General features: G+C 64.5%; 23 protein-coding genes. 13 read left to right on the top strand and 10 right to left on the bottom strand.

Features of this window, described 5'->3' with window-relative positions; genetic code table 11:
- Positions 1–34: 34 nt before the first annotated feature.
- The 3 genes from MAFF_RS28180 to MAFF_RS28190 all read right to left on the bottom strand — a co-directional run bounded on the left by MAFF_RS28180 (position 35) and on the right by MAFF_RS28190 (position 3,023).
- Positions 35–1,408: a glutamate--cysteine ligase gene (locus MAFF_RS28180; protein ID WP_010914411.1), complete on the bottom strand. Its 1,374-nt coding sequence runs from the start codon at positions 1,406–1,408 to the stop codon at positions 35–37.
- Between the two features lie 201 nt (positions 1,409–1,609).
- Positions 1,610–2,344, bottom strand: coding sequence for a 16S rRNA (uracil(1498)-N(3))-methyltransferase (locus MAFF_RS28185; protein ID WP_010914412.1), 735 nt, complete (start codon positions 2,342–2,344; stop codon positions 1,610–1,612).
- A 31-nt stretch (positions 2,345–2,375) separates the two neighbouring features.
- Positions 2,376–3,023, bottom strand: coding sequence for a hypothetical protein (locus MAFF_RS28190; protein ID WP_010914413.1), 648 nt, complete (start codon positions 3,021–3,023; stop codon positions 2,376–2,378).
- Positions 3,024–3,111: 88 nt separating this feature from the next.
- Here MAFF_RS28190 and MAFF_RS28195 point away from each other — a divergent pair, with 88 nt between their 5' ends.
- Together MAFF_RS28195 and MAFF_RS38390 are read left to right on the top strand one after the other, a co-directional pair.
- Positions 3,112–3,810, top strand: coding sequence for a type 1 glutamine amidotransferase (locus MAFF_RS28195; protein ID WP_044549465.1), 699 nt, complete (start codon positions 3,112–3,114; stop codon positions 3,808–3,810).
- A 281-nt stretch (positions 3,811–4,091) separates the two neighbouring features.
- Positions 4,092–4,232: a hypothetical protein gene (locus MAFF_RS38390; protein ID WP_162034344.1), complete on the top strand. Its 141-nt coding sequence runs from the start codon at positions 4,092–4,094 to the stop codon at positions 4,230–4,232.
- A gap of 45 nt (positions 4,233–4,277) precedes the next feature.
- Here MAFF_RS38390 and MAFF_RS28200 read toward each other — a convergent pair whose 3' ends face one another.
- The 3 genes from MAFF_RS28200 to MAFF_RS28210 are packed head-to-tail and all read right to left on the bottom strand — an operon-like array spanning position 4,278 to position 7,047.
- On the bottom strand, positions 4,278–5,045 hold the full coding sequence (locus MAFF_RS28200; protein ID WP_032929028.1) for a metallophosphoesterase family protein: 768 nt from the start codon (positions 5,043–5,045) through the stop codon (positions 4,278–4,280).
- A gap of 37 nt (positions 5,046–5,082) precedes the next feature.
- Complete coding sequence (locus MAFF_RS28205; RefSeq protein WP_010914417.1) at positions 5,083–6,219, bottom strand: alpha-hydroxy acid oxidase; 1,137 nt, start codon at positions 6,217–6,219, stop codon at positions 5,083–5,085.
- 24 nt (positions 6,220–6,243) lie between these two features.
- Complete coding sequence (locus MAFF_RS28210) at positions 6,244–7,047, bottom strand: FadR/GntR family transcriptional regulator (protein ID WP_010914418.1); 804 nt, start codon at positions 7,045–7,047, stop codon at positions 6,244–6,246.
- Between the two features lie 209 nt (positions 7,048–7,256).
- On the opposite strand from MAFF_RS28210, the gene MAFF_RS28215 reads away from it, so the two are divergent.
- The 5 genes from MAFF_RS28215 to glcF all read left to right on the top strand — a co-directional run bounded on the left by MAFF_RS28215 (position 7,257) and on the right by glcF (position 13,328).
- A complete protein-coding gene (locus MAFF_RS28215; protein WP_010914419.1) occupies positions 7,257–8,579 on the top strand; it encodes a DUF3422 family protein in 1,323 nt (440 codons plus the stop codon).
- A 125-nt stretch (positions 8,580–8,704) separates the two neighbouring features.
- Positions 8,705–10,201 (top strand): FAD-linked oxidase C-terminal domain-containing protein, encoded by a 1,497-nt coding sequence (locus tag MAFF_RS28220; RefSeq protein WP_044549468.1) that lies wholly within the window; start codon positions 8,705–8,707, stop codon positions 10,199–10,201.
- 4 nt (positions 10,202–10,205) lie between these two features.
- Positions 10,206–10,790: a hypothetical protein gene (locus MAFF_RS28225; RefSeq protein ID WP_044549470.1), complete on the top strand. Its 585-nt coding sequence runs from the start codon at positions 10,206–10,208 to the stop codon at positions 10,788–10,790.
- On the top strand, positions 10,787–11,992 hold the full coding sequence (locus MAFF_RS28230; protein ID WP_044549472.1) for an FAD-binding protein: 1,206 nt from the start codon (positions 10,787–10,789) through the stop codon (positions 11,990–11,992). Before MAFF_RS28225 ends, MAFF_RS28230 begins: the two co-directional genes overlap by 4 nt.
- 10 nt (positions 11,993–12,002) lie before the next feature.
- Positions 12,003–13,328, top strand: coding sequence for a glycolate oxidase subunit GlcF (gene glcF / locus MAFF_RS28235; RefSeq protein ID WP_010914423.1), 1,326 nt, complete (start codon positions 12,003–12,005; stop codon positions 13,326–13,328).
- Between the two features lie 10 nt (positions 13,329–13,338).
- On the opposite strand, the gene MAFF_RS28240 is transcribed toward glcF, so the two are convergent.
- Positions 13,339–14,259: a bifunctional 5,10-methylenetetrahydrofolate dehydrogenase/5,10-methenyltetrahydrofolate cyclohydrolase gene (locus MAFF_RS28240; protein ID WP_010914424.1), complete on the bottom strand. Its 921-nt coding sequence runs from the start codon at positions 14,257–14,259 to the stop codon at positions 13,339–13,341.
- A gap of 61 nt (positions 14,260–14,320) precedes the next feature.
- Between MAFF_RS28240 and MAFF_RS39445 the strand changes: the two genes are divergently transcribed.
- On the top strand, positions 14,321–14,512 hold the full coding sequence (locus MAFF_RS39445; protein WP_010914425.1) for a hypothetical protein: 192 nt from the start codon (positions 14,321–14,323) through the stop codon (positions 14,510–14,512).
- A gap of 13 nt (positions 14,513–14,525) precedes the next feature.
- Here MAFF_RS39445 and MAFF_RS28245 read toward each other — a convergent pair whose 3' ends face one another.
- Positions 14,526–15,257, bottom strand: coding sequence for a L,D-transpeptidase (locus tag MAFF_RS28245; RefSeq protein WP_010914426.1), 732 nt, complete (start codon positions 15,255–15,257; stop codon positions 14,526–14,528).
- Positions 15,258–15,471: 214 nt separating this feature from the next.
- Between MAFF_RS28245 and MAFF_RS28250 the strand changes: the two genes are divergently transcribed.
- Complete coding sequence (locus MAFF_RS28250; RefSeq protein ID WP_010914427.1) at positions 15,472–16,110, top strand: DNA-3-methyladenine glycosylase I; 639 nt, start codon at positions 15,472–15,474, stop codon at positions 16,108–16,110.
- A 146-nt stretch (positions 16,111–16,256) separates the two neighbouring features.
- On the opposite strand, the gene MAFF_RS28255 is transcribed toward MAFF_RS28250, so the two are convergent.
- Complete coding sequence (locus tag MAFF_RS28255; RefSeq protein WP_010914428.1) at positions 16,257–16,646, bottom strand: hypothetical protein; 390 nt, start codon at positions 16,644–16,646, stop codon at positions 16,257–16,259.
- 48 nt (positions 16,647–16,694) lie between these two features.
- Positions 16,695–16,946: a hypothetical protein gene (locus MAFF_RS28260; RefSeq protein ID WP_032929040.1), complete on the bottom strand. Its 252-nt coding sequence runs from the start codon at positions 16,944–16,946 to the stop codon at positions 16,695–16,697.
- 249 nt (positions 16,947–17,195) lie between these two features.
- Here MAFF_RS28260 and hisS point away from each other — a divergent pair, with 249 nt between their 5' ends.
- The 4 genes from hisS (at position 17,196) to MAFF_RS28280 (ending at position 22,637) form a co-directional block, all read left to right on the top strand.
- Entirely contained in the window at positions 17,196–18,698 is a 1,503-nt protein-coding gene (hisS, locus tag MAFF_RS28265; protein ID WP_010914430.1) for a histidine--tRNA ligase, read from the top strand.
- A 246-nt stretch (positions 18,699–18,944) separates the two neighbouring features.
- Positions 18,945–20,066 carry an ATP phosphoribosyltransferase regulatory subunit gene (locus MAFF_RS28270; protein ID WP_010914431.1) on the top strand — a complete coding sequence of 374 codons (1,122 nt, stop codon included), beginning with the start codon at positions 18,945–18,947 and terminating at the stop codon, positions 20,064–20,066.
- On the top strand, positions 20,063–20,761 hold the full coding sequence (gene hisG, locus MAFF_RS28275; protein WP_010914432.1) for an ATP phosphoribosyltransferase: 699 nt from the start codon (positions 20,063–20,065) through the stop codon (positions 20,759–20,761). The genes MAFF_RS28270 and hisG overlap by 4 nt, the downstream gene beginning before the upstream one ends.
- 103 nt (positions 20,762–20,864) lie before the next feature.
- Positions 20,865–22,637 carry an AMP-binding protein gene (locus MAFF_RS28280; RefSeq protein WP_010914433.1) on the top strand — a complete coding sequence of 591 codons (1,773 nt, stop codon included), beginning with the start codon at positions 20,865–20,867 and terminating at the stop codon, positions 22,635–22,637.
- The last annotated feature ends 52 nt before the right edge of the window (positions 22,638–22,689 follow it).

Here is a 22,689-nt window from a genome sequence, read left to right on the forward strand (position 1 = left end):
TGAAGCGGCTTTTGCCGCTCCCTAACGCGCCAGCTTAGTAGGCGTATTCCATGAACACCGGTTCGATCGAGCCGCCCCAGCGCGTGTGGTAGGCCGAAAGCATCTCCTCGGCGCTGGTCGTGCCGCGCGCGACCACCTCGTCCAATGTGTTGAGGAACGAGGTTTCGTCGTAGCCGTCGCGGTTTTTCTTGCCGCGGTTCTTCAGCCCGGTGCGCGAAATGGCCAGCACGTCACGCGCCATCTCGCGCAGCGTGGCGTTGCGGAAGGGCGCGGCAATGCCGAGTTCGGGCACGGCGTTGCGCATCGCCAGCACTTCCTTGTAGGTCCAGCTCGCGGTCAACGCCTCGGCCGCATCAAGTGCGGCCTCGTCGTAGAGCAGCCCGACCCAGAAGGCCGGCAGCGCGCAGATGCGCCGCCACGGGCCGCCATCGGCGCCGCGCATTTCGAGGAAACGCTTCAGCCGCACGTCGGGGAACAGCGTCGACAGGTGGTTCGCCCAGTCGCCCATGGTCGGCAGGCCGTCCGGCACTTCGTTGCGCGCGGCACCGGCCATGAACTGGCGGAAGGTGATGTGCGTCATGTCGTGATAGTGGCCGTCGCGGATGACGAAATACATCGGTACGTCGAGCGCCCATTCGACATAGTCGGCGAAACCGAAATCGGGCGAGAAGCAGAATTCGAGCAGGCCCGAGCGCTGGTTGTCGGTGTCGCGCCAGATGTCGCCGCGCCAGCTCTGCAGGCCGTTCGGCCGGCTTTCGGTGAAGGGCGAGTTGGCGAACAGCGCCGTCGACAGCGGCTGCAGCTTCAGCGACACCTGCATCTTGCGGCGCATGTCAGCCTCGCTCTCGAAGTCGAGATTCACCTGGATCGTGCAGGTGCGGTACATCATGTCGAGGCCCTTGGTGCCGACCTTGGGCATGTAGCGCGTCATGATCTCATAGCGCGACTTCGGCATTTTCGGCGTTTCGGCCAGCGACCATTTCGGGCTGCCGCCCAGCCCGAGGAAGCGGATGCCCATCGGCTCGGCGATCTCGCGCACCTGCGCCAGGTGCGCATTGCCCTCGCGGCAGGTCTGATGGATGGTCTCCAGCGGCGCACCGGAAAGCTCGAACTGGCCGCCCGGTTCCAGTGAAATCGCGCCCTGGCCGGTCGGTTCGACCAGGCCGATGATGCGGCCGTCGTCGATGATCGGGTCCCAGCCGAGCTTCGACTGCATGCCTTCGAGGATGGCGCGGATGCCGCGCTCGCCGCCATAGGGCACGGGCGCGTTGCCGTCGACATAGAAGGGGAACTTCTCGTGCTCGGTGCCGATGCGCCATTTGTCGCGCGGCTTGTTGCCCTCGGCCAGGTGGTCGACGAGTTCGTCGACGCCTTCGATCGGCCGGAAATCGGTTGTGTCGCGCGCCATGATCAAGCCCTCCGCACATGACCCGGAAAATCGACCTTTCGATTTTCGGGAAGGATCATGTGCCCAATCAAAGTGCGGTCGAGTGACCGCCGGCGGTAAATGGACGAAATGTCAGTAGCCGATCAAGCGAAAAATCCTGAGCCACAGGTCAAGAGGAATTGAAGGCCACGATCCGGGCGGCCTCTTGCAAGACATGACGTCCTACCAGTCTCCGACGGTTGCCTGCATCACTGCAAGGGCGGCCACCGCCGCCGTGTCGGCGCGCAGGATGCGTGGGCCGAGCGGAATGGCGGTCACGAAGGGCAGGGCGCGCAGCATCTTGCGCTCGTCATCGGAAAAGCCGCCCTCCGGCCCGACCAGCAGCGCGAGCTTCTTCTCCTTCACTGCCCGCAAGGCTGGCAGCGGATTGTTGGTCGACGCGTCCTCGTCGCAGAAGACCAGCCGCCTTTCCTTGTCCCAGCCGGCCAGCAGGCGTTCGAATTTTTCTGCTTCTCGCACTTCCGGAACCGCCAGTATGCCGCATTGTTCGGCGGCCTCGACGACATTGGCGCGCAGCCGATCGATGGAAGGCTTGGCCACTTGCGTGTGCTGCGTGATAACGGGCTGCAAAATGCCCGCGCCCATTTCGACCGCCTTCTGCACGAGATAATCGAGCCTCCCCTGCTTCAGCGGCGCGAAACAATAGATGAGATCGGGGAGAGGTGGCTGCGGCCGCTGCAGGGTCTGTACCCTAAGCCTCACCGCTTTCTTAGATTTCGCCGCGATGGCCGCCGACCATTCACCGTCGCGGCCATTGAACAGCAGGATTTCGGCACCTTCGCCAAGCCGCAGCACATGAATGAGATAGTGGCTCTGCTGCTGGTCGGCGTCGAACTCGGCATCCGGCCCGAGATCGTCAGGCACGAACAGACGTTGCATCTTGTAATTGGCGCGCATGGCCGAGGAATGAGCGAGCCGGCCGCTGGCGTCAAGCCTTGGCGGATGGATGCCACACCGGCCGAAAACCGTGCCGCAGGACGGCTAGTGTCGTCCCCGGGGTCAGCAGCATAAGCGCCTTTTCGCCGAGTGAACCGAAATCGGCGGGTGGGCCGTACCCGGCGAACGACCAGCGCAGCACCTTGCCGCCGCGCAGTGCATAGGCTTTGCCCCCATCCGCAACCATGGCGCCATCTGGCAGGCCGCGAAGGTCTTCAGCGACAACGACAGGTGGCTTGCCACCCGACGCCAGCCGCTCCTTGTGCAGGCGCTTGTCGACCATCGGCGCGCGCGGCTCGGCAATGCCGAAGGCTTCGCCGAAGCGGCCGACAAAATCCTTGGCCCGTTCGCGCTGGCAAAAGAAGCACGGCCGATGACCGGCGGCCAGCGCCGTCATTTCGTCTAGGAAGAAAAGCTCGGTCCATCCGGCCTTGCCTCCCGGCCTGTTACGGCCCATCGGCTCGCGCCGCACATTGCGAAACTGGCACACGCAGATGATCCAGGCCTGAAGCGCCCAGCGCTTCTTCAACAACGTCTTGGTCGCGGGGTCGTGGATGATGCCGCGATTGCCGGTGAACAGCCCGCGCTCGGGCACGGTGTGGATGGCGCCGAACGCATCGACCCGGTTCTGCAGTGGCATAGTTCTCTCCTGGAATACGCATCTTGGCTGCAATGCGGGCGGCATGATATCGCTCGTGGCATCATTTTCATGTCAGCAGGGTTTTGCGATGCGGGTGCTGGTGGTCCAGAACTACGACAATACCGGCCTCGGCCAGGTCGGTGCCGCACTTGCGGAAGCCGGCGCCGATCTCGACGTGCGCCTCCCCTACAAAGGCGATCCCCTTCCTGAAGATGCGACCGGGCACGATGCCATGGTGGTGCTCGGCGGTGGCCAGAATGCGCTGGCCGATGATGAGTACCCCTATTTCCCCGCGCTGCTCGAACTCACCCGCGATTTCGCCGGCAAGGACCGCGCCGTGCTCGGCATCTGCCTTGGCAGCCAGCTCGTCGCCCGCGCCTTCGGCGGCGAGAACCGCATCGGCGGCGCCAATGAATTCGGCTGGCGCGGCGTGTCGCTCACGCCGGACGCCAAGGCCGATCCGGTGCTGGGCGCCCTGCCGGAAAAATTCCCGATCTTCCAGTGGCACGACGACACGTTCGATCTGCCGCAAAACGCCGTGCGGCTGGCCGCCAACGAAGTCGCCGAAAACCAGGCGTTCCGTGTCGGACGCGCCATCTATGGCTTCCAGTTCCATTTCGAGGCCGACCGGCCGATGGTGAAGGACTGGAGTACCTCCTTCGCGTCGACCATCGCTTCGCGGCATCCCGATTGGGCCGACAAGCTCGATGGCGAAATGGCCCTTAACGGACCCGACGCCGATGCCGCCGGTATGGCGATTGCCCGCGCCTGGGTAGCCACGATCTAAGCGCCTGCCCCTCGCGCTCCGCGTGACATAATTGGCACGCAACCGTGAAACCGGCTGGGGAAAACTGCTTTCATCCTTGGCTTGTGTCCGGCCGCCATCCTAGAAGGCGCGCGCTCTGCATCGGCTGTGCAACCGAAATGAACCTTTTGTGTGACCCGTGCGACACACCTCCGATACAGAACGCGCTTAGAAGCGCGAAATCGTCGAAACTTTGAAGCGAATTCTCCGTTTCAACGCATTGGTAACCGCCTGGTGCACAGATGCAGGAAGCTCAACAAGAGATGACGTCCGTGAAAGCAGCGCTTCTGTCCTTTGCCATGTTGTCCGCCATCGTGCTGTGCGGTCTCGGCATCTATTCTGCCGATGCCGCCAACAACCACAACGCCGTCGACGGCTACGGCGTCACCGCCTCGCTTCGCTAAGAAAGCCGGCCCCCTCGCGACGCATTCCCTGCGACGCGGCTGGGCTCAAGCTCCCTTTATAGCCATTTCCAGGATGCGTTTGTCCGCACCGTCGACGACGAACGCGGTCAGCATGCCTGACTGCCAGGCAAGCGTGTCGACATTGACGCGGTTGGCCATCACTTCGGCCTCGGGGACAGGTGTGTGGCCGTGCACCACAATCTTCGGGAACAGGCCGGTGTGATCGTGGAAAACGTCGCGGATCCAGATCAGGTCCTGCGGATTCTGTTTGTCCAGCGGAATGCCCGGCCTGATGCCGGCATGGCAGAAGAAGAAGTCTCCGAACGTTAGCGAGAACGGCAGCGATCGCAGGAAATCGACATGGCCCGGCGGCATCGCCTCGAGCAGGGCCTGATGTCCGCGTCTCATCGTCTCCATCTTGCCGAACCAGCTGGCGTCAGCAGTCAGCGACACGCCATAGGACAGCGCCGTCTGGACGCCGCCATAGCGCATGAAAAGCCCTTCCGGCTCGGGGGTTCTGAGAAAATCGAGAAAGCCGATGTCGTGGTTGCCGGCGAGCATGAGATGGCGCGGATCGCGTTCCCGCGCCGCGATCAGAAAATCGATGACGCCCTTGGAGTCCGGTCCGCGGTCGACATAGTCGCCGAGGTGGATCACCCGCCAGTCGCGAACCGGTTTCCACTCCAACTCGCTCTCGATCCGCTGGTGCATGGCGGCCAGCAGGTCGAGCCGGCCATGTACGTCGCCGATTGCGTAAAGACGCACACCCTCCGGCCCATGAGCGTCGAGAAAATGGATGCCGGGTTCCGCCAACGCGTCGTGGTCTCCGTGGTCAGGCTGTCACCGGACCCTAGCGCCGGAGCTGGTCCTTGCCCATGTCGGTGACTAGACGCTTTCCGCACAGAGCCAGCGTGATGTCCATCTCCTTGCGGATGATTTCCAACGCTTTGGTAACCCCTTCCTTGCCGAGCGCACCGAGGCCGTAAAGGAACGGCCGGCCGATATAGGTGCCCTTGGCGCCGAGGCAGAGCGCCTTCAGGACGTCCTGGCCGGAGCGGATGCCGCCGTCCATATGCACCTCTATTCTGTCGCCGACCGTGTCCGCGATTTCTTCGAGCACCATGATCGAGGACGATGCGCCATCGAGCTGGCGCCCGCCATGGTTGGAAACCACGATCGCGTCGGCGCCGGTCTTGGCCGCCATCAGCGCGTCCTCCTTGTCGAGGATGCCTTTCAGGATCAGCTTGCCGCCCCAGCGTTCCTTGATCCAGGCGACATCCTTCCACGACAGCTGCGGGTCGAACTGCTCGTTTGTCCAGGACGACAGCGAAGACACGTCGCCGACACCCTTGGCGTGGCCGACGATGTTGCGGAAGGTACGGCGCTTGGTGCCGGCGATACCCAGGCACCAGCGTGGCTTGCTGGCCAGGTCGATGATGTTGGCCAGCGTCATCTTGGGCGGCGCCGAAAGCCCGTTGCGCACATCCTTGTGGCGCTGGCCAAGGATCTGCAGATCGAGCGTCAGGACCAGCGCCGAGCATTTCGCCGCCTTGGCGCGGTCGATCAAATCGAGCACGAAATCCTTGTCGCGCAGCACATAGAGCTGGAACCAGAACGGTTTCGTCGTCGCCGAGGCGACATCCTCGATCGAGCAGATGCTCATCGTCGACAGGGTGAAAGGCACGCCGAATTCCTCCGCCGCCTTCGCCGCCAGCATCTCGCCATCGGCGTGCTGCATGCCGGTCAGGCCGGTCGGCGCCAGCGCCACCGGCATCGACACTTTCTGGCCGATCATGGTCGATTCCAGCGACCGGTTGCTCATGTCGACCATCACGCGCTGGCGGAACTTGATCTTCTGGAAATCTTCCTCGTTGGCCCGATAGGTGCTCTCGGTCCAGGCGCCTGAATCGGCATAGTCGAAAAACATCTTGGGCACGCGCCGGCGGGCGAGATCCTTGAGGTCCGCGATGGTGAGAATGTCGCTCATGATGGTTCCCGCTTGATCGTACTACTAGGAGCGTCTGCGCGCCGGTTCGGTGTCGCCGGCTTCCGAACGCTGCCGCAGCCGCAGCCGTGACACGCGTTGCCAGTCGCCGCTGCGCTCGGCTTCGGCCATCGACCGCTCGACATAGGTCATGTGGTCCATTGCCGCGTGCCGGGCAGCGTTGGGATCGCCGGCCTTGACCGCGGCGTGGATTGCCTTGTGCTGCGCCAGCAGTGCCTCGCGCGCCCCGGGCACGGTGAAGACCAGCAGCCGGTTCTGGAAGACGCCTTCCGACAAAAGCCGGTAGCAGGAGCGCAGCGTGTGCAAAAGCAGGATGTTGTGCGCGCATTCGCAGATCGCTTGATGGAACTCGACGTCGATCTCGGCCTCGTCGTCGAAATCGCCGGTGCGGTGCGCCTCGTCCATGCGCGCCATAATGCGGTCGAGCAGGGCGAGATCCTCCGGGGTGGCGCGCCGCGCGGCATATTCGGCGGCTATGCCTTCGATCTCGCGGCGATATTCCAGATAATCGGTCACCGCCTTGCGATGCATCGAGATCAGGTCGGCCACCGGCTTGGTGAACAGCTGGCCGATGATGTCGGCGACATGAGTGCCGCCGCCGGCCTTGGTCGTCAGCAGCCCACGCCCTTCCAGCGCCTTCAGCGCGTCGCGCAGGATCGGCCGCGATACGTCGAACTGGCGTGCCAGCTCGCGCTCGCCCGGCAACCGGTCGCCGGTGCGCAGCACGCCTTCGAGGATGAGGCTCTCGATCTGCTGCACCACCTCGTCGGCGGTGCGCGAATGCTCGATCCTGGAAAAAATATCGCTCAACAGCTGTGCCTGGGAATTGGACCGGTGTCGCGCAGGATAAAGCCTGCGTCGCCAACTGGTCAAATTATTTATCCAATTGGTCGAAACGTGTCGGTTTCGCCGTCCGGCGCAATATCATCTTCGGCTAAACTTTGTTGTTTGCGTCGTCAGCCTATTGGCTCTAGAGGACGCGACTGCAAGAGGGTCTAGAGAACCCCGGGGGACAAGCCGTGTCAGACGACCCGTCCAATCTCGAATTCCAGCCGCGCGCCAAGGGCAGCGTCATGGGTTTCCCCGCGCATGAGGGCCGGCCCGGTGCGCTGGGCGAGGTCCATGCCAGGCCGCATCCGCTCATCGAAAAGCCGCGGGTCCTGGTGCAACTCGCCTTCATGACCGAGGGCGGTTCCGGCGTCGACCATGCCGTGCTTTCCGAACTGTCGCGGCGTCTCGGCATCGCCGCGCCTGACCGTCAGGCCCGCCATCACGCCATGAAATGGGGCAAGGGCTCGCTGCGCTGGGAACGGCATACGGAGTTCTCGACCTATCTCTGGGAAGGCCCGCTTTCCGAAAGCGGCAGGGCGCAGGAGGATACGCCCTTCGGCAACGGCTTTTCGCCGCCCGGCACCGTCATTTCGGGCATTCGGCTGGAGATCCGCAAATGGACGCAGACGAGCGAGCGGCTGATCGCCGCTTTTGACCCGACCAGCCTTTGCTACTCGCTGGTCGAGCGCGGCAATGCGGCCATCGTCACGGATTTCCGCCAGGATGGCGACGGCATGACCCGCATATTGGTGCTCGACCGTGGCCTGACGCCGGCGCGCACCGGGGCGCTCTCGCAACGACTGATCGACATCGAAACCTACCGCACGCTCGCCATGCTCGGCTTGCCGCTGGCGCTGACCTTGTCGGGCCGCGCCCGCCGCATCGAGGACAGGCTGGCCCAGACCACGCTGGAAATGAAGGTTGCTGAGACCCGTGACAGCCAGACCTTGCTCGCCGACCTGACCGAGCTTGCCGCCGAACTGGAGGCCGACGCTGCCTCCAGTCTCTACCGCTTTGGCGCCAGCCGCGCCTATGACGGCATCGTCGTCGAGCGGCTGGAGGCGCTCGAGGAAGAGGCCGTGCCCGGCTATGATACTTGGGGCGGGTTCCTGCAGCGCCGCGTTGCGCCGGCCATGCGCACCTGTCGCTCGGTCGAGGAGCGGCAAGCCAATCTGTCGCGCAAACTGACCCGCGCCACGACGCTGCTGCGCACCTGGGTCGATGTCGAGGTCGAGAAGCAGAACCGCGACCTGCTTGCCTCGATGAACAACCGCGCCCGACTGCAACTGCGCCTGCAGCAGACCGTCGAAGGCCTCTCGGTTGCCGCTGTCTCCTATTATGTCGTCGGTCTCATAGGCTACGTCGCCAAGGGCGCCTCGATCTTCGGCCATGCTTTCGCGCCCGAGGTGGTCACCGCCGCCTCGGTGCCGGTCGCCATCCTGCTGGTCTGGTGGGGCGTGCGCCGCGTGCGCCGGATGCATTCCGAGCCGGCCAAACACCCGGGCGAATAGCGGCAGATTGCCGCTGCGGAAGCCTGTCCCGGCCTGACGCGGGAGCCTCTCGCCACAGCGGCATTTGCAACCAGCGCGCTTCACTGGTAAAAGATTTTGACCAGTGAAGCGAAACGAGGCTGCTGATGTCCGGCCTGGCCATGCCGAAACCAGACGACGCCACGATGCGCCGGCGCGGCGAGATCGTCGCCGACATGCGCATCATCGTGCCGGGCGAGGGCGTGGTCGACGCGGCCAATGCCATGCGCGCCTTCGAGAGCGACGGCCTGACCGCCTATCGGCAATTGCCGCTGGTCGTCGTTCTGCCCGAGACCGTGGCGCAGGTCTCCCGCGTGCTGAAATACTGCAACGACCGCAACATCCGCGTCGTGCCGCGCGGTTCCGGTACCTCGCTGTCCGGCGGTGCGCTGCCGCTCGAGGACGCGGTGCTTCTGGTGATGAGCCGTTTCAACCGCATCCTGGCGATCGATTTTCCCAACCGCATCGTCGTCGCCCAGCCGGGCGTCACCAATCTAGGCATCACCACCGCCGTCGAGCAGGAGGGCTTTTATTACGCCCCCGATCCATCCTCCCAGATCGCCTGCTCGATCGGCGGCAATGTCGCGGAGAATTCCGGCGGCGTGCATTGCCTGAAATACGGCCTCACCGCCAACAATGTGCTCGGCATCGAGATGGTGCTGATGAATGGCGAGGTGGTGCGGCTCGGCGGCAGCCATCTCGATGCCGAAGGCTACGATCTGCTTGGCGTCATGACCGGTTCGGAAGGTCTGCTCGGCGTCGTCACCGAGGTTACGGTCCGCATCTTGAAGAAGCCGGAGACGGCACGCGCCCTGCTGATCGGCTTTCCGACCAGCGAGCAGGGCGGCCAGTGCGTCGCCGACATCATCGGCGCCGGCATCATCCCCGGCGGCATGGAAATGATGGACCGGCCGGCGATCCACGCTGCGGAGGATTTCGTCCATGCCGGCTATCCCCTCGATGTCGAGGCGTTGCTGATCGTCGAGCTCGACGGGCCGGGAGTCGAGGTCGATCACCTCATCACCGCGGTCGAGGCGATCGCCATAAGCAACGGCTCGACCACCTGCCGCATCTCGCAATCCGAGGCGGAGCGGCTGAGCTTCTGGGCCGGCCGCAAGGCGGCATTCCCGGCGGTCGGCCGCATTTCGCCCGACTATTACTGCATGGACGGCACCATCCCCCGCAAGGAACTGCCGCGCGTGCTCGCCGGCATGCGCGAACTGTCGGAGAAATACGGTCTCGGCGTCGCCAATGTCTTTCACGCCGGCGACGGCAATCTGCATCCGCTGATCCTCTACGATGCCAATGTTCCCGGCGAACTCGACAAGGCCGAAAGTTTTGGCGCCGACATATTGCGCCTTTGTGTCAAGGTCGGCGGCGTGCTGACGGGCGAACATGGGGTTGGGGTCGAGAAGCGCGATCTGATGCCGGAAATGTTCAACCAGGTCGATCTCGACCAGCAGATGCGCATCAAATGCGCCTTCGACCCCAACCACCTGCTCAACCCGGGAAAAGTCTTCCCGCAACTGCGCCGCTGCGCCGAGCTTGGGCGCATGCATGTGCACCGGGGTCAGGTGGCATTTCCGGACATTCCGAGGTTTTGAGGGGATGCTGTTCCGGGACCAGACCCTTGCGGCCATTGCGTCGGGCGAAGTGACGCTTGCCTTTCGCCGCCGGAAGCGGCCGACGGTTAAGGCTGGCGGGCGGGTGAGGACGGCGTCGGGCGTCGTGCTGATCGGCGATATCGCGATTGTTGACATCTCCGCATTGTCGGAAAGCGATGCGAGCTCTGCCGGCTTTCCGACCCTCGAAGCCCTTCGGGAGATGCTGGGGCCTGACGACGGCACCCCGGTCTACCGCATTGAGCTCACCGGTCTTGAACCCGACGAACGGGTTGGCTTGCGCGGCGAGGCCTCGCTGTCCGATGCGGATTGGCACGCCCTGACCCTGCGTTTTGCCCGCTGGGACAAGACGGCGCCCGGCTATTTCCCGTCGATCCTGCAGGCAATCGGCGCCCATCCAGAGGTGCGGGCGGCTGACCTGGCGGCCAAGGCCGGCGTCGAGACGCCAAAATTCAAGCAGGATGTCCGCAAGCTCAAGGAACTCGGCCTGACCGAGAGCCTGGAGATCGGTTACCGGCTGTCGCCCAGGGGCGAAGCCGTGCTCGAAAAGCTCAGGGAGCACAGGCTTTGACGACTTTCACCCCGACGACGTCAGACGAAGTCTTGTCGACTATCACCTGGGCGGTGGCGGAAGGCTCGCCGCTCGAAATCCTTGGTCATGGTTCCAAGCGCGGCATTGGCCGGCCGCTGCAGACGGAGCACACGCTCGATTTGTCGAAACTCACCGGCGTCACGCTTTACGAGCCCGCCGAACTGGTGCTGTCGGCGAAGGCCGGCACGCCGCTGGCCGAGATCGAGAAGCTGCTGGCGGAAAACGGCCAGCAACTTGCCTTCGAGCCGATGGACTACGGCCCGCTGCTCGGCGGCGAGCCGGGCAAAGGCACGATCGGCGGCGTGCTTGGCGTGAACCTGTCCGGTCCGCGCCGGCTGAAGGCGGGCGCGGCGCGCGATCATATCCTCGGCATCAATGTCGTGTCCGGCCGGGGCGAAGCTTTCAAGTCCGGCGGCCGCGTGGTCAAGAATGTCACCGGCTATGACATGTCGAAGCTGATGGCCAACAGCTGGGGCACATTGGCCGTGTTCACCGACGTCACCTTCAAGGTGCTGCCATCAGCCGAGACCGAGGTGACGCTCGCGGTCCGTGGGCTGCTCGACGATGCCGCGGCAAGCGCCATGGCGCTGGCGCTCGGCTCCAGCGCCGAAGTGTCGAGCGCTGCCCATCTGCCGGAGCGCATCGCCGCGCGCGTCGCCGGCGGCGCGCTCGGCAGTGAAGCAGCCACGCTGCTTAGGGTCGAGGGCTTTGGCCCTTCCGTCGTCTATCGCATTGCCACGCTGAAGACGCTGCTCGGCAAGGCCGGGCCGCTGGAGGAGATTGCCGGCGAGGCTTCGCATCTGATCTGGCGCGATGTGCGCGATATCAGGCCTTTCGCCGATGGCAGCGAGAAACCAGTCTGGCGCGTGTCGATGGCACCCTTTCACGCGCATCAGATGGTTCTGACCCTGCGCATGCAGGCCGCCGTCAGCGCCTTCTACGACTGGCAGGGCGGGCTGGTGTGGCTGCGCATGGAAGAGGGCGACCCGGAAGCCTCCCTGCTGCGCGGCCTGTTGCGCAAACATGGCGGTGGCCATGCGACGCTGGTCCGTGCCACCCCCGCCCATCGCGCCGCGCTGCCGGTGTTCGAGCCGCAGCCGCCGGCGCTGGCGGCGCTCAGCCAGCGGCTGAAGCAGGAATTCGACCCGAAGAACATCCTCAATCCCGGCCGCATGGCCTAGGACATCAGCGATGCAGACGAATTTCTCATCCGACCAACTCGCCGACCCGCATGTCGCGGAATCGGAAAAGATCCTGCGCAAATGCGTGCATTGCGGCTTCTGCACCGCCACTTGCCCGACCTATGTGACGCTCGGCAACGAGCTCGATTCACCGCGCGGGCGCATCTATCTGATCAAGGACATGCTGGAGAACGGCCGTCCGGCCGACAAGGAGATCGTCACCCATATCGACCGCTGCCTGTCGTGCCTTGCCTGCATGACCACATGCCCCTCGGGCGTGAACTACATGCACCTGGTCGATCACGCCCGCGCCCACATCCAGGAGACCTATAACAGGCCGCTGCTCGACCGCCTGACGCGCGCCATGCTGGCCTTCGTGCTGCCCTATCCCCGGCGTTTTCGCGCCGCGCTCAAACTGGCGAAACTCGGCAAGCCCTTCATCGGCCTGTTCGAGAAGGTCCCGGCGCTAAAACCGCTTGGCGCGATGCTCAAGCTCGCGCCGGCCTCGATCCCGGCAGCCTCGCCGATGGCCTCGCCGGGCGTCCATGCCGGGCAGGGGGCCAAAAAGGGCCGCGTCGCCATCCTCACCGGCTGCGCGCAATCGGTGCTTGATCCCGCCATCAACGACACGACGATTTCGCTGCTGACGCGGCTTGGCGTCGAGGTCGTGGTGCCGCCGGGCGAGGGCTGCTGCGGCGCCCTGGTGCACCATATGGGGCGGGAAGAGGCCGCACTCGCCTCGGCGAGACAGAATGTCGACGCCTGGACACGCTCGATTGAGCAGGGCGGGCTCGATGCCATCATCATCACCGCGTCCGGCTGCGGCACGACGATCAAGGACTATGGCTTCATGCTGCGGCTCGACCCGGCCTATGCCGACAAGGCCGCACGCGTCTCGGCGCTGGCCAAGGACATCACCGAATATCTGGCAAGCCTCGACTTGCCCGAGCCGGTGCGCAGGCCGGGCACGGTCGTCGCCTATCACTCCGCCTGTTTGATGCAGCACGGCCAGAAGATCGTCCGCCAGCCGAAGGAGTTGCTGGCCAAAGCCGGTTTCATCGTTCGGGAGCCGCGCGAGGGCCATCTGTGCTGCGGCTCGGCCGGCACCTACAACATCCTGCAGTCCGAGATTTCGGCAAAACTGCGCGACCGCAAGGTGAAAAACATCGAGGCGACGGGCGCCTCGATCGTCGCCACCGGCAACATAGGCTGCATTACGCAGATCGCGTCAGCCGCCAGCATGCCAGTGGTGCACACCATCAAGCTGCTCGACTGGGCTTATGGCGGACCGAAGCCGGAGGGTGTCCGAGACGAGAGCCTGATCGCTGCGGAGTAGGGATCGGCGCTTACTCCGCCGCGAGCCTGTCCGCCGTGCCGTAGGTTGCCTCGTAAAGCGCGCGCTGCCGGCTGAGCGCCACCATCGTGTTACGCAGCAGGATCGCCACCGTGATCGGGCCGACGCCGCCCGGCACCGGCGTGATCCAGGAGGCCACGTCTTTCACACTGTCGGTGTCGACGTCGCCGACGATACGGCTCGTCCCATCGGGCCCGATCTCGGAATTGATGCCGATATCGATGACGGCAGCCCCTGGCTTGACCATGTCGGCCTTGATCAGCCGCGGCTTGCCCACGGCGACGAACAGCGCATCGGCGCGGCGCGCATGCGCGGCGACCGATCGCGTCAAGTGGTGGCAGACCGTGACCGTCGCGCCTTCGCTCATCAGCAAGAAAGCGATCGGCTTGCCGACGATTTCCGAATGGCCGACGACGACCACTTCCAGCCCCTTGAGGTCGAGGCCGGTCTCCTTGAGCAGTTCGACGGAGGCAGCCGCCGTGCAGGGCGCCAGATCAAGCTGGTTGTAGACGATGTTGCCGATCGAGGCCGGGTGCATGCCTTCGACATCCTTGAGCGGATGCACTGCCGCCTGCAGCGTCTTGACCGAAATATGCGCGGGCACCGGCCGCTGGATGATGATGCCGGTGACACGCGGATCGGCGTTCAGCCCGTGGATGGCCGCTTCCAATTCGCCCGAGGTGATGGTGGCGGGAAAACGCCGTTCCTCGAAATCGATGCCGGCAAGCTGCGCCTTGGCGCGCTGGTTGCGCACATAGACATCCACGGCATCGGTATCGCCGACGGTGATCGAGATCAGCTTGGGCGGAAAACCCTCGGCCTTGGCAATCGCCGCGTCCTCGCGCACGGCGGCGATGATGCGCTGGGCAACCGGGCCGCCCTTGAGATAGCGGCTGTCGTCGGGCAGGGACATGGAGGTGGACTCTTTTCTCGCGTTGGCGCCGACATAACAAAAGACCGCCGAAAATGGCAGCATGAAAGCGAAGCGCCATGCCTTCTGCGCGACGCAACGACGCGGACTTTGTCGCAGGCATGGGACGCCGATCAAAAAAGAAGGGCAGCGCGGTTTCCCCGTGCTGCCCTTCCTGACCGACCGCATCCCCATACGGCCCGTCCCCCGTTATTCCTTCCGACCTCAGGAAATGATGTGTTTCCTGATCAAGTGATTCGCTGAAGCTATTATATCACCTCGACCGTGGTTCCGACATTGACCCGCTCATAGAGGTCGACAACGTCCTCGTTGCGCATCCGGATGCAACCCGACGACACCGCGCCGCCGATCGTCCATGGCTGGTTGGTGCCGTGGATGCGGTATTCGGTGGTGCCGAGATAGAGCGCGCGGGCGCCGAGCGGATTCTCGATACCGCCGGCCAGATAGGTCGGCAGATAGCGGCCCTTGGCGGCTTCGCGCTTGATCATCTGCGCTGGCGGGCGCCAGTCCGGCCACTCGCGCTTGTTGGTGATCTTGTGCGTGCCCGACCATTCGAAGCCTGGCTTGCCGGTGCCGACGCCGTAGCGCCGCGCCTTGCCGTTCTTCTCGACCAGATAGAGGAAATTCTGCGTCGTATCGATGACGATGGTGCCCGGCTTCTGCGGGCCGTCATAGGCGACTTCCTGCGGCAGGTAGATCGGATTGATCTGCGGGCGCATGACCATGCGTTTCGCCGGCGCCTGCACGGCGGCCGTCTGCACCCGGTCGGGCTGCGCGGTCCGCAGGCGCGGCTGCTGCACGATTTGGCGGTTCTGCCGCACGATGCCGGGCGCATTGCCGAGCTGCAGCACCCAGGGGGCGGAAAGGTCGGGGCTCACCATCACTGGCGGCCTGTCGGCATAGCGGTCGCCAGCGGCCGAGGGTGTGACGCCGGCAAACACAGCCGCGGCGCCGAGCACGGAAAACACAACTCTCTTCATCGGGAACGCACCTTAGATCGTCTGATATACCGGGTGGAAACGCTCCCCGGTTCAGCGATCATTGGCGCCCAAGCAGCAACCGAAACATGAATCGGAATGCGTAAAATGCGGTTCTGTCAGTAAACCTTTTGGTGTGGTTACCGCCGGGTTCAGGAATCTGGTAAAGCCACGGTAAAAGCAGCGCTAGAGCGCATTAACGGATGGATTTTTCGCAATGAGCAATGAAAACACCGGCCTGCTTGCCGGTCCCGATGGTGTCGCGCGCTGCTTCTGGCACGGCAACCTGCCCGACTATCTGCACTACCATGATCATGAATGGGGCCGGCCGGTGGCAGACGACCGCAGGCTTTTCGAAAAGATCTGCCTTGAAGGTTTTCAGTCGGGCCTGTCGTGGCTGACCATCCTGCGCAAACGCGAGAATTTTCGCGAGGCCTTCGCCGGCTTCGATTTCGACAAAATCGCCGCCTTCACCGACAAGGATGTCGAGCGCCTGCTCGGCAATGCCGGCATCATCCGCCATCGCGGCAAGATCGTTTCGACCATCAACAACGCCAAACGCGCCCGCGAAATGGTCGACGAGTTCGGTTCGCTCGCCGCCTGGTTCTGGAAGTTCGAACCCGGCAAGGCGGAGCGGCCCGAAATCGTCGACCTCGCCCATCTGCGCGCCAACCCGACGACGGCGGTCTCGGTGCGGATATCGAAGGAGTTGAAGAAGCGCGGCTGGAGTTTTGTCGGCCCGACCACGGTCTATGCCTTCATGCAGGCCATGGGCCTGGTCAACGACCATCTCGAAGGCTGTGTCTGCCGCAAGCAGGTCGAGAAGGAACGCAAGGCTTTCAAACGGCCGACGTAGCTTCCTTCTCCCCGTTCACGGGAGAAGGTGCCGGCAGGCGGACGAGGGCGGCGCGAACTTGCGCAGGCTGGGCGTTACCCCTCACCCTGCTCCGCCCGGCGGGCTCCGCTTCCCTCTCCCCGTAAACGGGGCGGAGGAGAAGGCGCCTACCTCTCAAACCGTCCCTTGTGCCCGCTGCCGTTGATGTCCCACACCAGGCTGCGGCCGGAAATGGTCAGCACCAGGCCGCCAAAACCGCTGTCGTCGGGCGTGTGGTGCGTCGATGCCGAACTGCGGCCGGCCGGAATGACCTCGACGGTCGATCCCTTTTTCACCCAGCAGCCCTTGCCGTACTGGTCGTTGGCGCCATAGGCGAGCATGAACTCGAAGCTGCCGTCTTTCCTGAGCAGCAGTTCCGAACCGACCTCCATGACGCCGCGCAGATAGTAATGGCCGGCAAGGCCCGCATCGCCGGGCTTGCAGCCCGCGGCGCTGGCCGGGTTGGCCACTCCAAGTAAAAATGCGCAGCCAAGCGCGTATGCGTAGCCCAGTCGCATGCTCAATCCCTCGATCAGAAAATATGGAACCCGACGAAGCGGGCAGGTTCAGGTGCCGTTGACGCTGGCCAGGAACAGCCCGGCAACGATCGCCACCACCGTGGCCACCGTCGGATAGATCACCAGCAGACCCGTCACCAAGGCGTCGCGCAGGGAAGGCCCCTTGCTTGTGTCGGCGGGCACATCGAACGGTCCGGCAACCTGGCCAACCAGTTCCGGCGCAGGGGTGCCGGCCGGGCGCAGGCGCGCTGGCAACGCACTGGCGTCGCCGTTGGCATGGAATTTCGCTGCGCTGGTCATGTCCCGAACCCCTTCATGTCCTGCGCTATATCGGCTCCGATTGTGTCGGCACGATGCCGCGCCCATGGTGGGATTGTTTCATTTTCGGTGCGTTTCTGTTTCAGGGAGGTTCGGGTCTGCCTTGTCCCGGCACGAGAGGGCAGGGCGGCAAACCCTTGCCGCACAAAGCAGCATCGGTTAGGACACGCGCGCTGCGGAAATAGGAAATTTCCTACCGCACATTAGCACGAAACACCGGGTACCCATCTCATGGCCGACAAATCGGAAAAGACGAAAGCGCGGCTGCCACGCGGTTTTGCCGACCGCAGCGCCGAGGACATCCGCGCCGTCGAGAAGATGATGGCGACGATCCGCTCGGTCTATGAGCTCTATGGTTTCGAACCCGCCGACCAGCCGCTGATCGAATACACCGATGCGCTCGGCAAATTCCTGCCAGACCAGGATCGGCCGAACGAAGGCGTGTTCTCCTTCCAGGATGATGACGAGCAGTGGCTGTCGCTGCGCTATGACCTGACCGCGCCGACGGCGCGTTTCGTCGCCGAGAACTACGAGCGCCTGCCCAAACCTTATCGCAGCTATCGCTCCGGCTGGGTGTTCCGCAACGAGAAGCCAGGCCCCGGCCGCTTCCGCCAGTTCATGCAGTTCGACGCCGACACGATCGGTACGCCGGGCGTCGCCGCCGACGCCGAGATGGCGATGATGATGGCCGACGTCATGGAAGCGCTGGGCATCAAGCGCGGCGACTACGTCATCCGCGTCAACAACCGCAAGGTGCTCGACGGCGTGCTGGAGGCGATCGGCCTTGGCGGTGAGGAAAACATCGGCCGCCGGCTGACGGTGCTGCGCGCCATCGACAAGCTGGACAAGCTCGGGCCGGAGGGCGTGAAGCTTCTGCTCGGCCCGGGGCGCTGGGACGGCGGCAAGGAAGGCGAGGGCGACTTCGCCAAGGGCGCCGGCTTGAACAACGGGCAGGCCGAGGCGGTTCTTCAAGCAACAGCGAGAAATGCGCAGGCCGCCCAGGATTCCGTGGTCGATTCCAACGCGACCTATCAGGAAGGCGTCGGCGAACTCGCGACCATCGAGGCCCTGGTCAGGGCGGCTGGATATGGCGAAGACCGCATCGCCATGGACCGCTCGGTGGTGCGCGGCCTCGAATATTACACCGGCCCGGTCTTTGAAGCCGAACTCCTGGCCGAAATCCCCAATGAAGACGGCCAGATCGTGCGCTTTGGTTCGGTCGGCGGCGGTGGGCGCTATGACGGCCTGGTCTCGCGCTTCCGTGGCGAGCCGGTGCCGGCGACCGGCTTTTCCATCGGCGTGTCGCGGCTAATGACGGCGCTGAAGAACCTCGGCAAGCTCGACAACGCCGACGTGATCGCGCCGGTCGTGGTCCTGGTCATGGACAAGGACACCGAAAGCCTCGGCCGCTACCAGAAGATGGTGAGCGAGTTGCGTGCCGCCGGTATTCGCTCCGAAATGTATCTTGGCGGCGCCGGCATGAAGGCGCAGCTCAAATATGCCGACCGGCGCGGCTGCCCGGTCGCCATCATCCAGGGCGGCGACGAGCGCGCCAAGGGGGAGCTGCAGATCAAGGATCTGATCGAAGGCGCACGCATGTCCGCCGAAATCACCGACAACGCCGAATGGCGCGCCGCGCGCCCGGCGCAGGTCACGGTTGCGGAAAGTGAACTGGTCGCAGAGGTGAAGAAGATCCTGGCGGCGCAGGCCGAGGAGCGGGCGCGTGGCAAATAGAGGTCGCGTTCTGTCGCGCCCCCCTCTGTCCTGCCGGACATCTCCCCCACGAGGGGGGAGATCGGATGTCATCTCGGCTTTCGCCAATCACCAACCCCTCAGAAGAAGCGCCGTCGGCGCAACTGCCAATCTCCCCCCTCGTGGGGGAGATGTCCGGCAGGACAGAGGGGGGCGCCGTAGAGCGCCGATCGTTGATCGCCCCCCTGTTCCCAAACCAGAGGGTCGCGCGATGCAAGGGCGCGCCGCATGACCTCTCGCTTCCCCGCCATCGCGGCCAACATCACAAAACTCTTCGCCGCGCGCAACACGCATGCGGTCGAGGTCGCCATCCTGCAGCCGGCGGACCCGTTCCTCGACATGGCCGGGGAGGATTTGCGCCGCCGCATCTTCCTCACCGAGAGTGAGACCGGGCAGACACTGTGCCTGCGGCCGGAATTCACCATTCCGGTCTGTCTTGACCATATAAGCTCGCAGGCCGGCACGCCGCGCCGCTATTCCTATCTCGGGGAGGTGTTTCGCCAGCGCCGCGAAGGCGGCAATGAGTTCTTCCAGGCCGGCATCGAGGATCTCGGCGACCGCGACACGGCGCAAGCCGATGCTCGCTCCGTGGCCGACGCCCATGCGCTGCTGTCGCTGGTGCTGCCCGGCCGGTCGCTGGCGGTCACACTGGGCGACCAGGGCATCTTCGAAGCGGTGCTGGCGGCGCTCGGCCTGCCGCGCGGCTGGCGTATGCGGCTGGCCCGTGCCTTCGGCTCGGCGCCGATGCTGCAGGCGGCACTTGCCGATCTCGCCAACCCGCCGCGCAATGGCCAGCTTTCCGGCGAAGTCGCTGCCCTTGTCCTCGACGGGGATCTTGACGGTCTTTCCACGCACATCGCCGGCGGCATGGAACAGGCCGGCCTGTCGGCATCGGCCGGGCGCTCGCCCACAGACATTGCGCGGCGGCTGATCGAGAAGGCCGAATTGCGCAGCGTGCGGCTGTCGAACGAGGCCTTCGCGGCATTGAAGAATTTTCTGGCGATCCATGTGCCGCTCGATGGTGCGGCGCGGGCGTTGGAGACCTTTGCCGCCGGGGCCGGGCTGTCGCTGGGTGCCGCACTGGAGAAATTCGCCGCCCGGGCCAAGGCGATCGAGGCGCATGGCTTGCCGGCGGAAAAAATCCGCTACGATGCCGCCTTCGGCCGTCCACTCGATTATTACACTGGTGTGGTCTTCGAAATCGCGGCGCAAGGCGGCGAGCGTCCCCTGGCCGGCGGCGGCCGCTACGACCGGCTGCTGACCCTGCTTGGCGCCAAGACGGCGATCCCCGGCGTCGGCTTTTCCGTCTGGCTCGACCGCATCGAGGCGTTGCGGGAGGCGGCACCATGATCACGTTGGCCATTCCCTCGAAAGGCCGGCTCAAGGAACAGGCGCTGGAGGTGCTGGCCAAGGCCGGCCTCGCCATCAGCCTGCCCGGCGACGAGCGCAAATATCATGCCCGTGTCGAGGGCCTGGACAATGTCGAGATCGCTTTCCTGTCGGCTTCCGAGATTGCAGGCGAAATCGGTCAGGGCGCCGTCGACCTTGGCATCACCGGCGAGGATCTGGTGCGGGAAAATCTCGCCGATTGGGAAGCCCGCGCCGAGATCGCCGCCCGTCTCGGCTTCGGCCATGCCGATGTCGTGGTTGCGGTGCCCGAAATCTGGCTCGATGTCGACACCATGGCCGATCTCGACGACGTTGCCGCCGATTTCCGCCAGCGCCACGGCCGGCGGCTGCGCATCGCCACCAAATACTGGCGGCTGACGCAGCAGTTCTTTTCGCAAAAACACGGTATCCAGGTCTATCGCATCGTCGAGAGCCTGGGTGCCACCGAAGGCGCGCCGGCGGCTGGACTGGCCGATGTCATCGTCGACATCACCACGACAGGCTCGACGCTGCGCGCCAACCATCTAAAAGTGCTGGGCGACGGCGTGGTGCTGAAGTCGCAGGCCTGTCTGGTGGCATCGAAAAAGGCGCGTACCGCGGGCGACGAAGCCACCTTGCGCGACATCGTCACGAAGATGGCGGCGGCGGTGGGATAGCCATGCCCGCCCCCTCCGAGGGACCAGAACTCCACGACCATCGACAGGATTTCCACTGCCCCGCCGGGCTGATAGACTCGACGCGGCCTGGGAGGAAACAGCGATGCCGGTCAATCTCGACGAGCTGAAGAACGCCACCAATCTGCGCGGCCGCGCTGCGCGCGCCGGCAGCGTCTTTATCGCACCCGTCGACGGCAGGGCGCATGTCTCGGGCGACCGCAAGGTGCCGCTGCTCGACAAGACCATTCCGGCGCTTTTCTCCGACACGGCCAGCAAATACGCCACGCAGGATGCCGCCGTCTTCGTCGGCCAGGATAAGCGCTTCACCTGGAGCGAACTGTCGGACACGGTGGATGCGCTGGCCGCCGGCTTCCTGGCGCTGGGCCTCGAAAAGGGCGACCGCGTCGGCATCTGGTCGCCCAACCGCTGGGAATGGCTGGTGACGCAGTTCGCCACCGCCCGCATCGGCTTGATCCTGGTCAACATCAACCCGGCCTACCGGCTGACCGAACTGGAATATGCGCTGAACAAGGTCGGCTGCAAGGCGCTGGTGACGGCCGCCAGTTTCAAGACCTCGGACTATCTCGGCATGATCGAGACGCTGGCGCCGGAGATCGCGAAGGCCACGCCGGGCAAGCTGAAGGCGCAAAAATTGCCGGCGCTGAAGATCGTCATCCGCATGGGCGAGGACAATTCGCCGGGCATGTTCAATTTCGCCGACGTGTTGGCCATGGCCGGCCGCGACGAGCATGACAGCCTCGACCGCATTTCCGAGGGGCTGAAGCCAGGCGATGCCATCAACATCCAGTTCACCTCAGGCACGACAGGCGCGCCCAAGGGCGCGACGCTGACGCACCACAACATCGTAAACAACGGCAATTTCGTCACCTCGGCGATCAAACTCACCGTCGACGACCGGCTCTGCATCCCTGTACCGCTCTACCATTGCTTCGGCATGTCGATGGGCACGATGGGCTGCGTCACCAAGGGCGCGACCATGGTGTTTCCGGGCGAGGGCTTCGACCCCGGCGCAACGCTGAAGGCGGTGGCGCAGGAACGCTGCACCGGCCTCTACGGCGTGCCGACCATGTTCGTCGGCATGCTCGACCATGCGGATTTCGCGACCTTCGACCTCTCCAGCCTGCGCACCGGCATCATGGCCGGCTCGCCATGCCCGATCGAGGTGATGAAGAAGGTGGTGTCGCTGATGCATATGTCCGAGGTCACCATCGCCTACGGCATGACCGAGACCAGCCCGGTGTCCTTCCAGAGCGGCGTCGACGATCCGCTTGAAAAGCGCGTCTCGACAGTCGGGCGCATCCACCCTCATGTCGAGGTCAAGGCCATCGACGCCGACGGCGCCACCGTTGCGGTCGGCGCGCCGGGCGAGCTCTGCACGCGCGGCTATTCCGTGATGAAGGGCTATTGGGACGACGCCGAAAAGACCCGCGAGGCGATCGACAGCGACGGCTGGATGCATACCGGCGACCTCGCCACCATCGATGCCGAGGGCTATTGCAACATCGTCGGCCGGGTCAAGGACATGGTCATCCGCGGTGGCGAGAACGTCTATCCCCGAGAGGTCGAGGAATTCCTCTATCGCCATCCCAAAGTCAGAGAAGTGCAGGTCTTCGGTATTCCCGACGCCAAATACGGCGAGGAGCTGTGCGCCTGGATCGTGCTCAAGCCTGGCCAGATCGCCACTGAGCAGGAGATCAAAACCTTCTGCGCCGGCCAGATCGCCCACTACAAAATCCCGCGCCACATCCGCTTCCGCACCGAATTGCCGATGACGGTGACCGGCAAGCCGCAAAAATTCCTGATGCGTCAGGCGATGGTCGAGGAATTGGGGCTTGTGGCGCAGAAGACGGCGTGAACGGGTGAACGCTTCGATCTGTCGGTGCGCGAATGCAGCCAAGGTTCGCAGA

The organism is Mesorhizobium japonicum MAFF 303099 (assembly GCF_000009625.1).
GTDB classification, from domain to species: domain Bacteria; phylum Pseudomonadota; class Alphaproteobacteria; order Rhizobiales; family Rhizobiaceae; genus Mesorhizobium; species Mesorhizobium japonicum.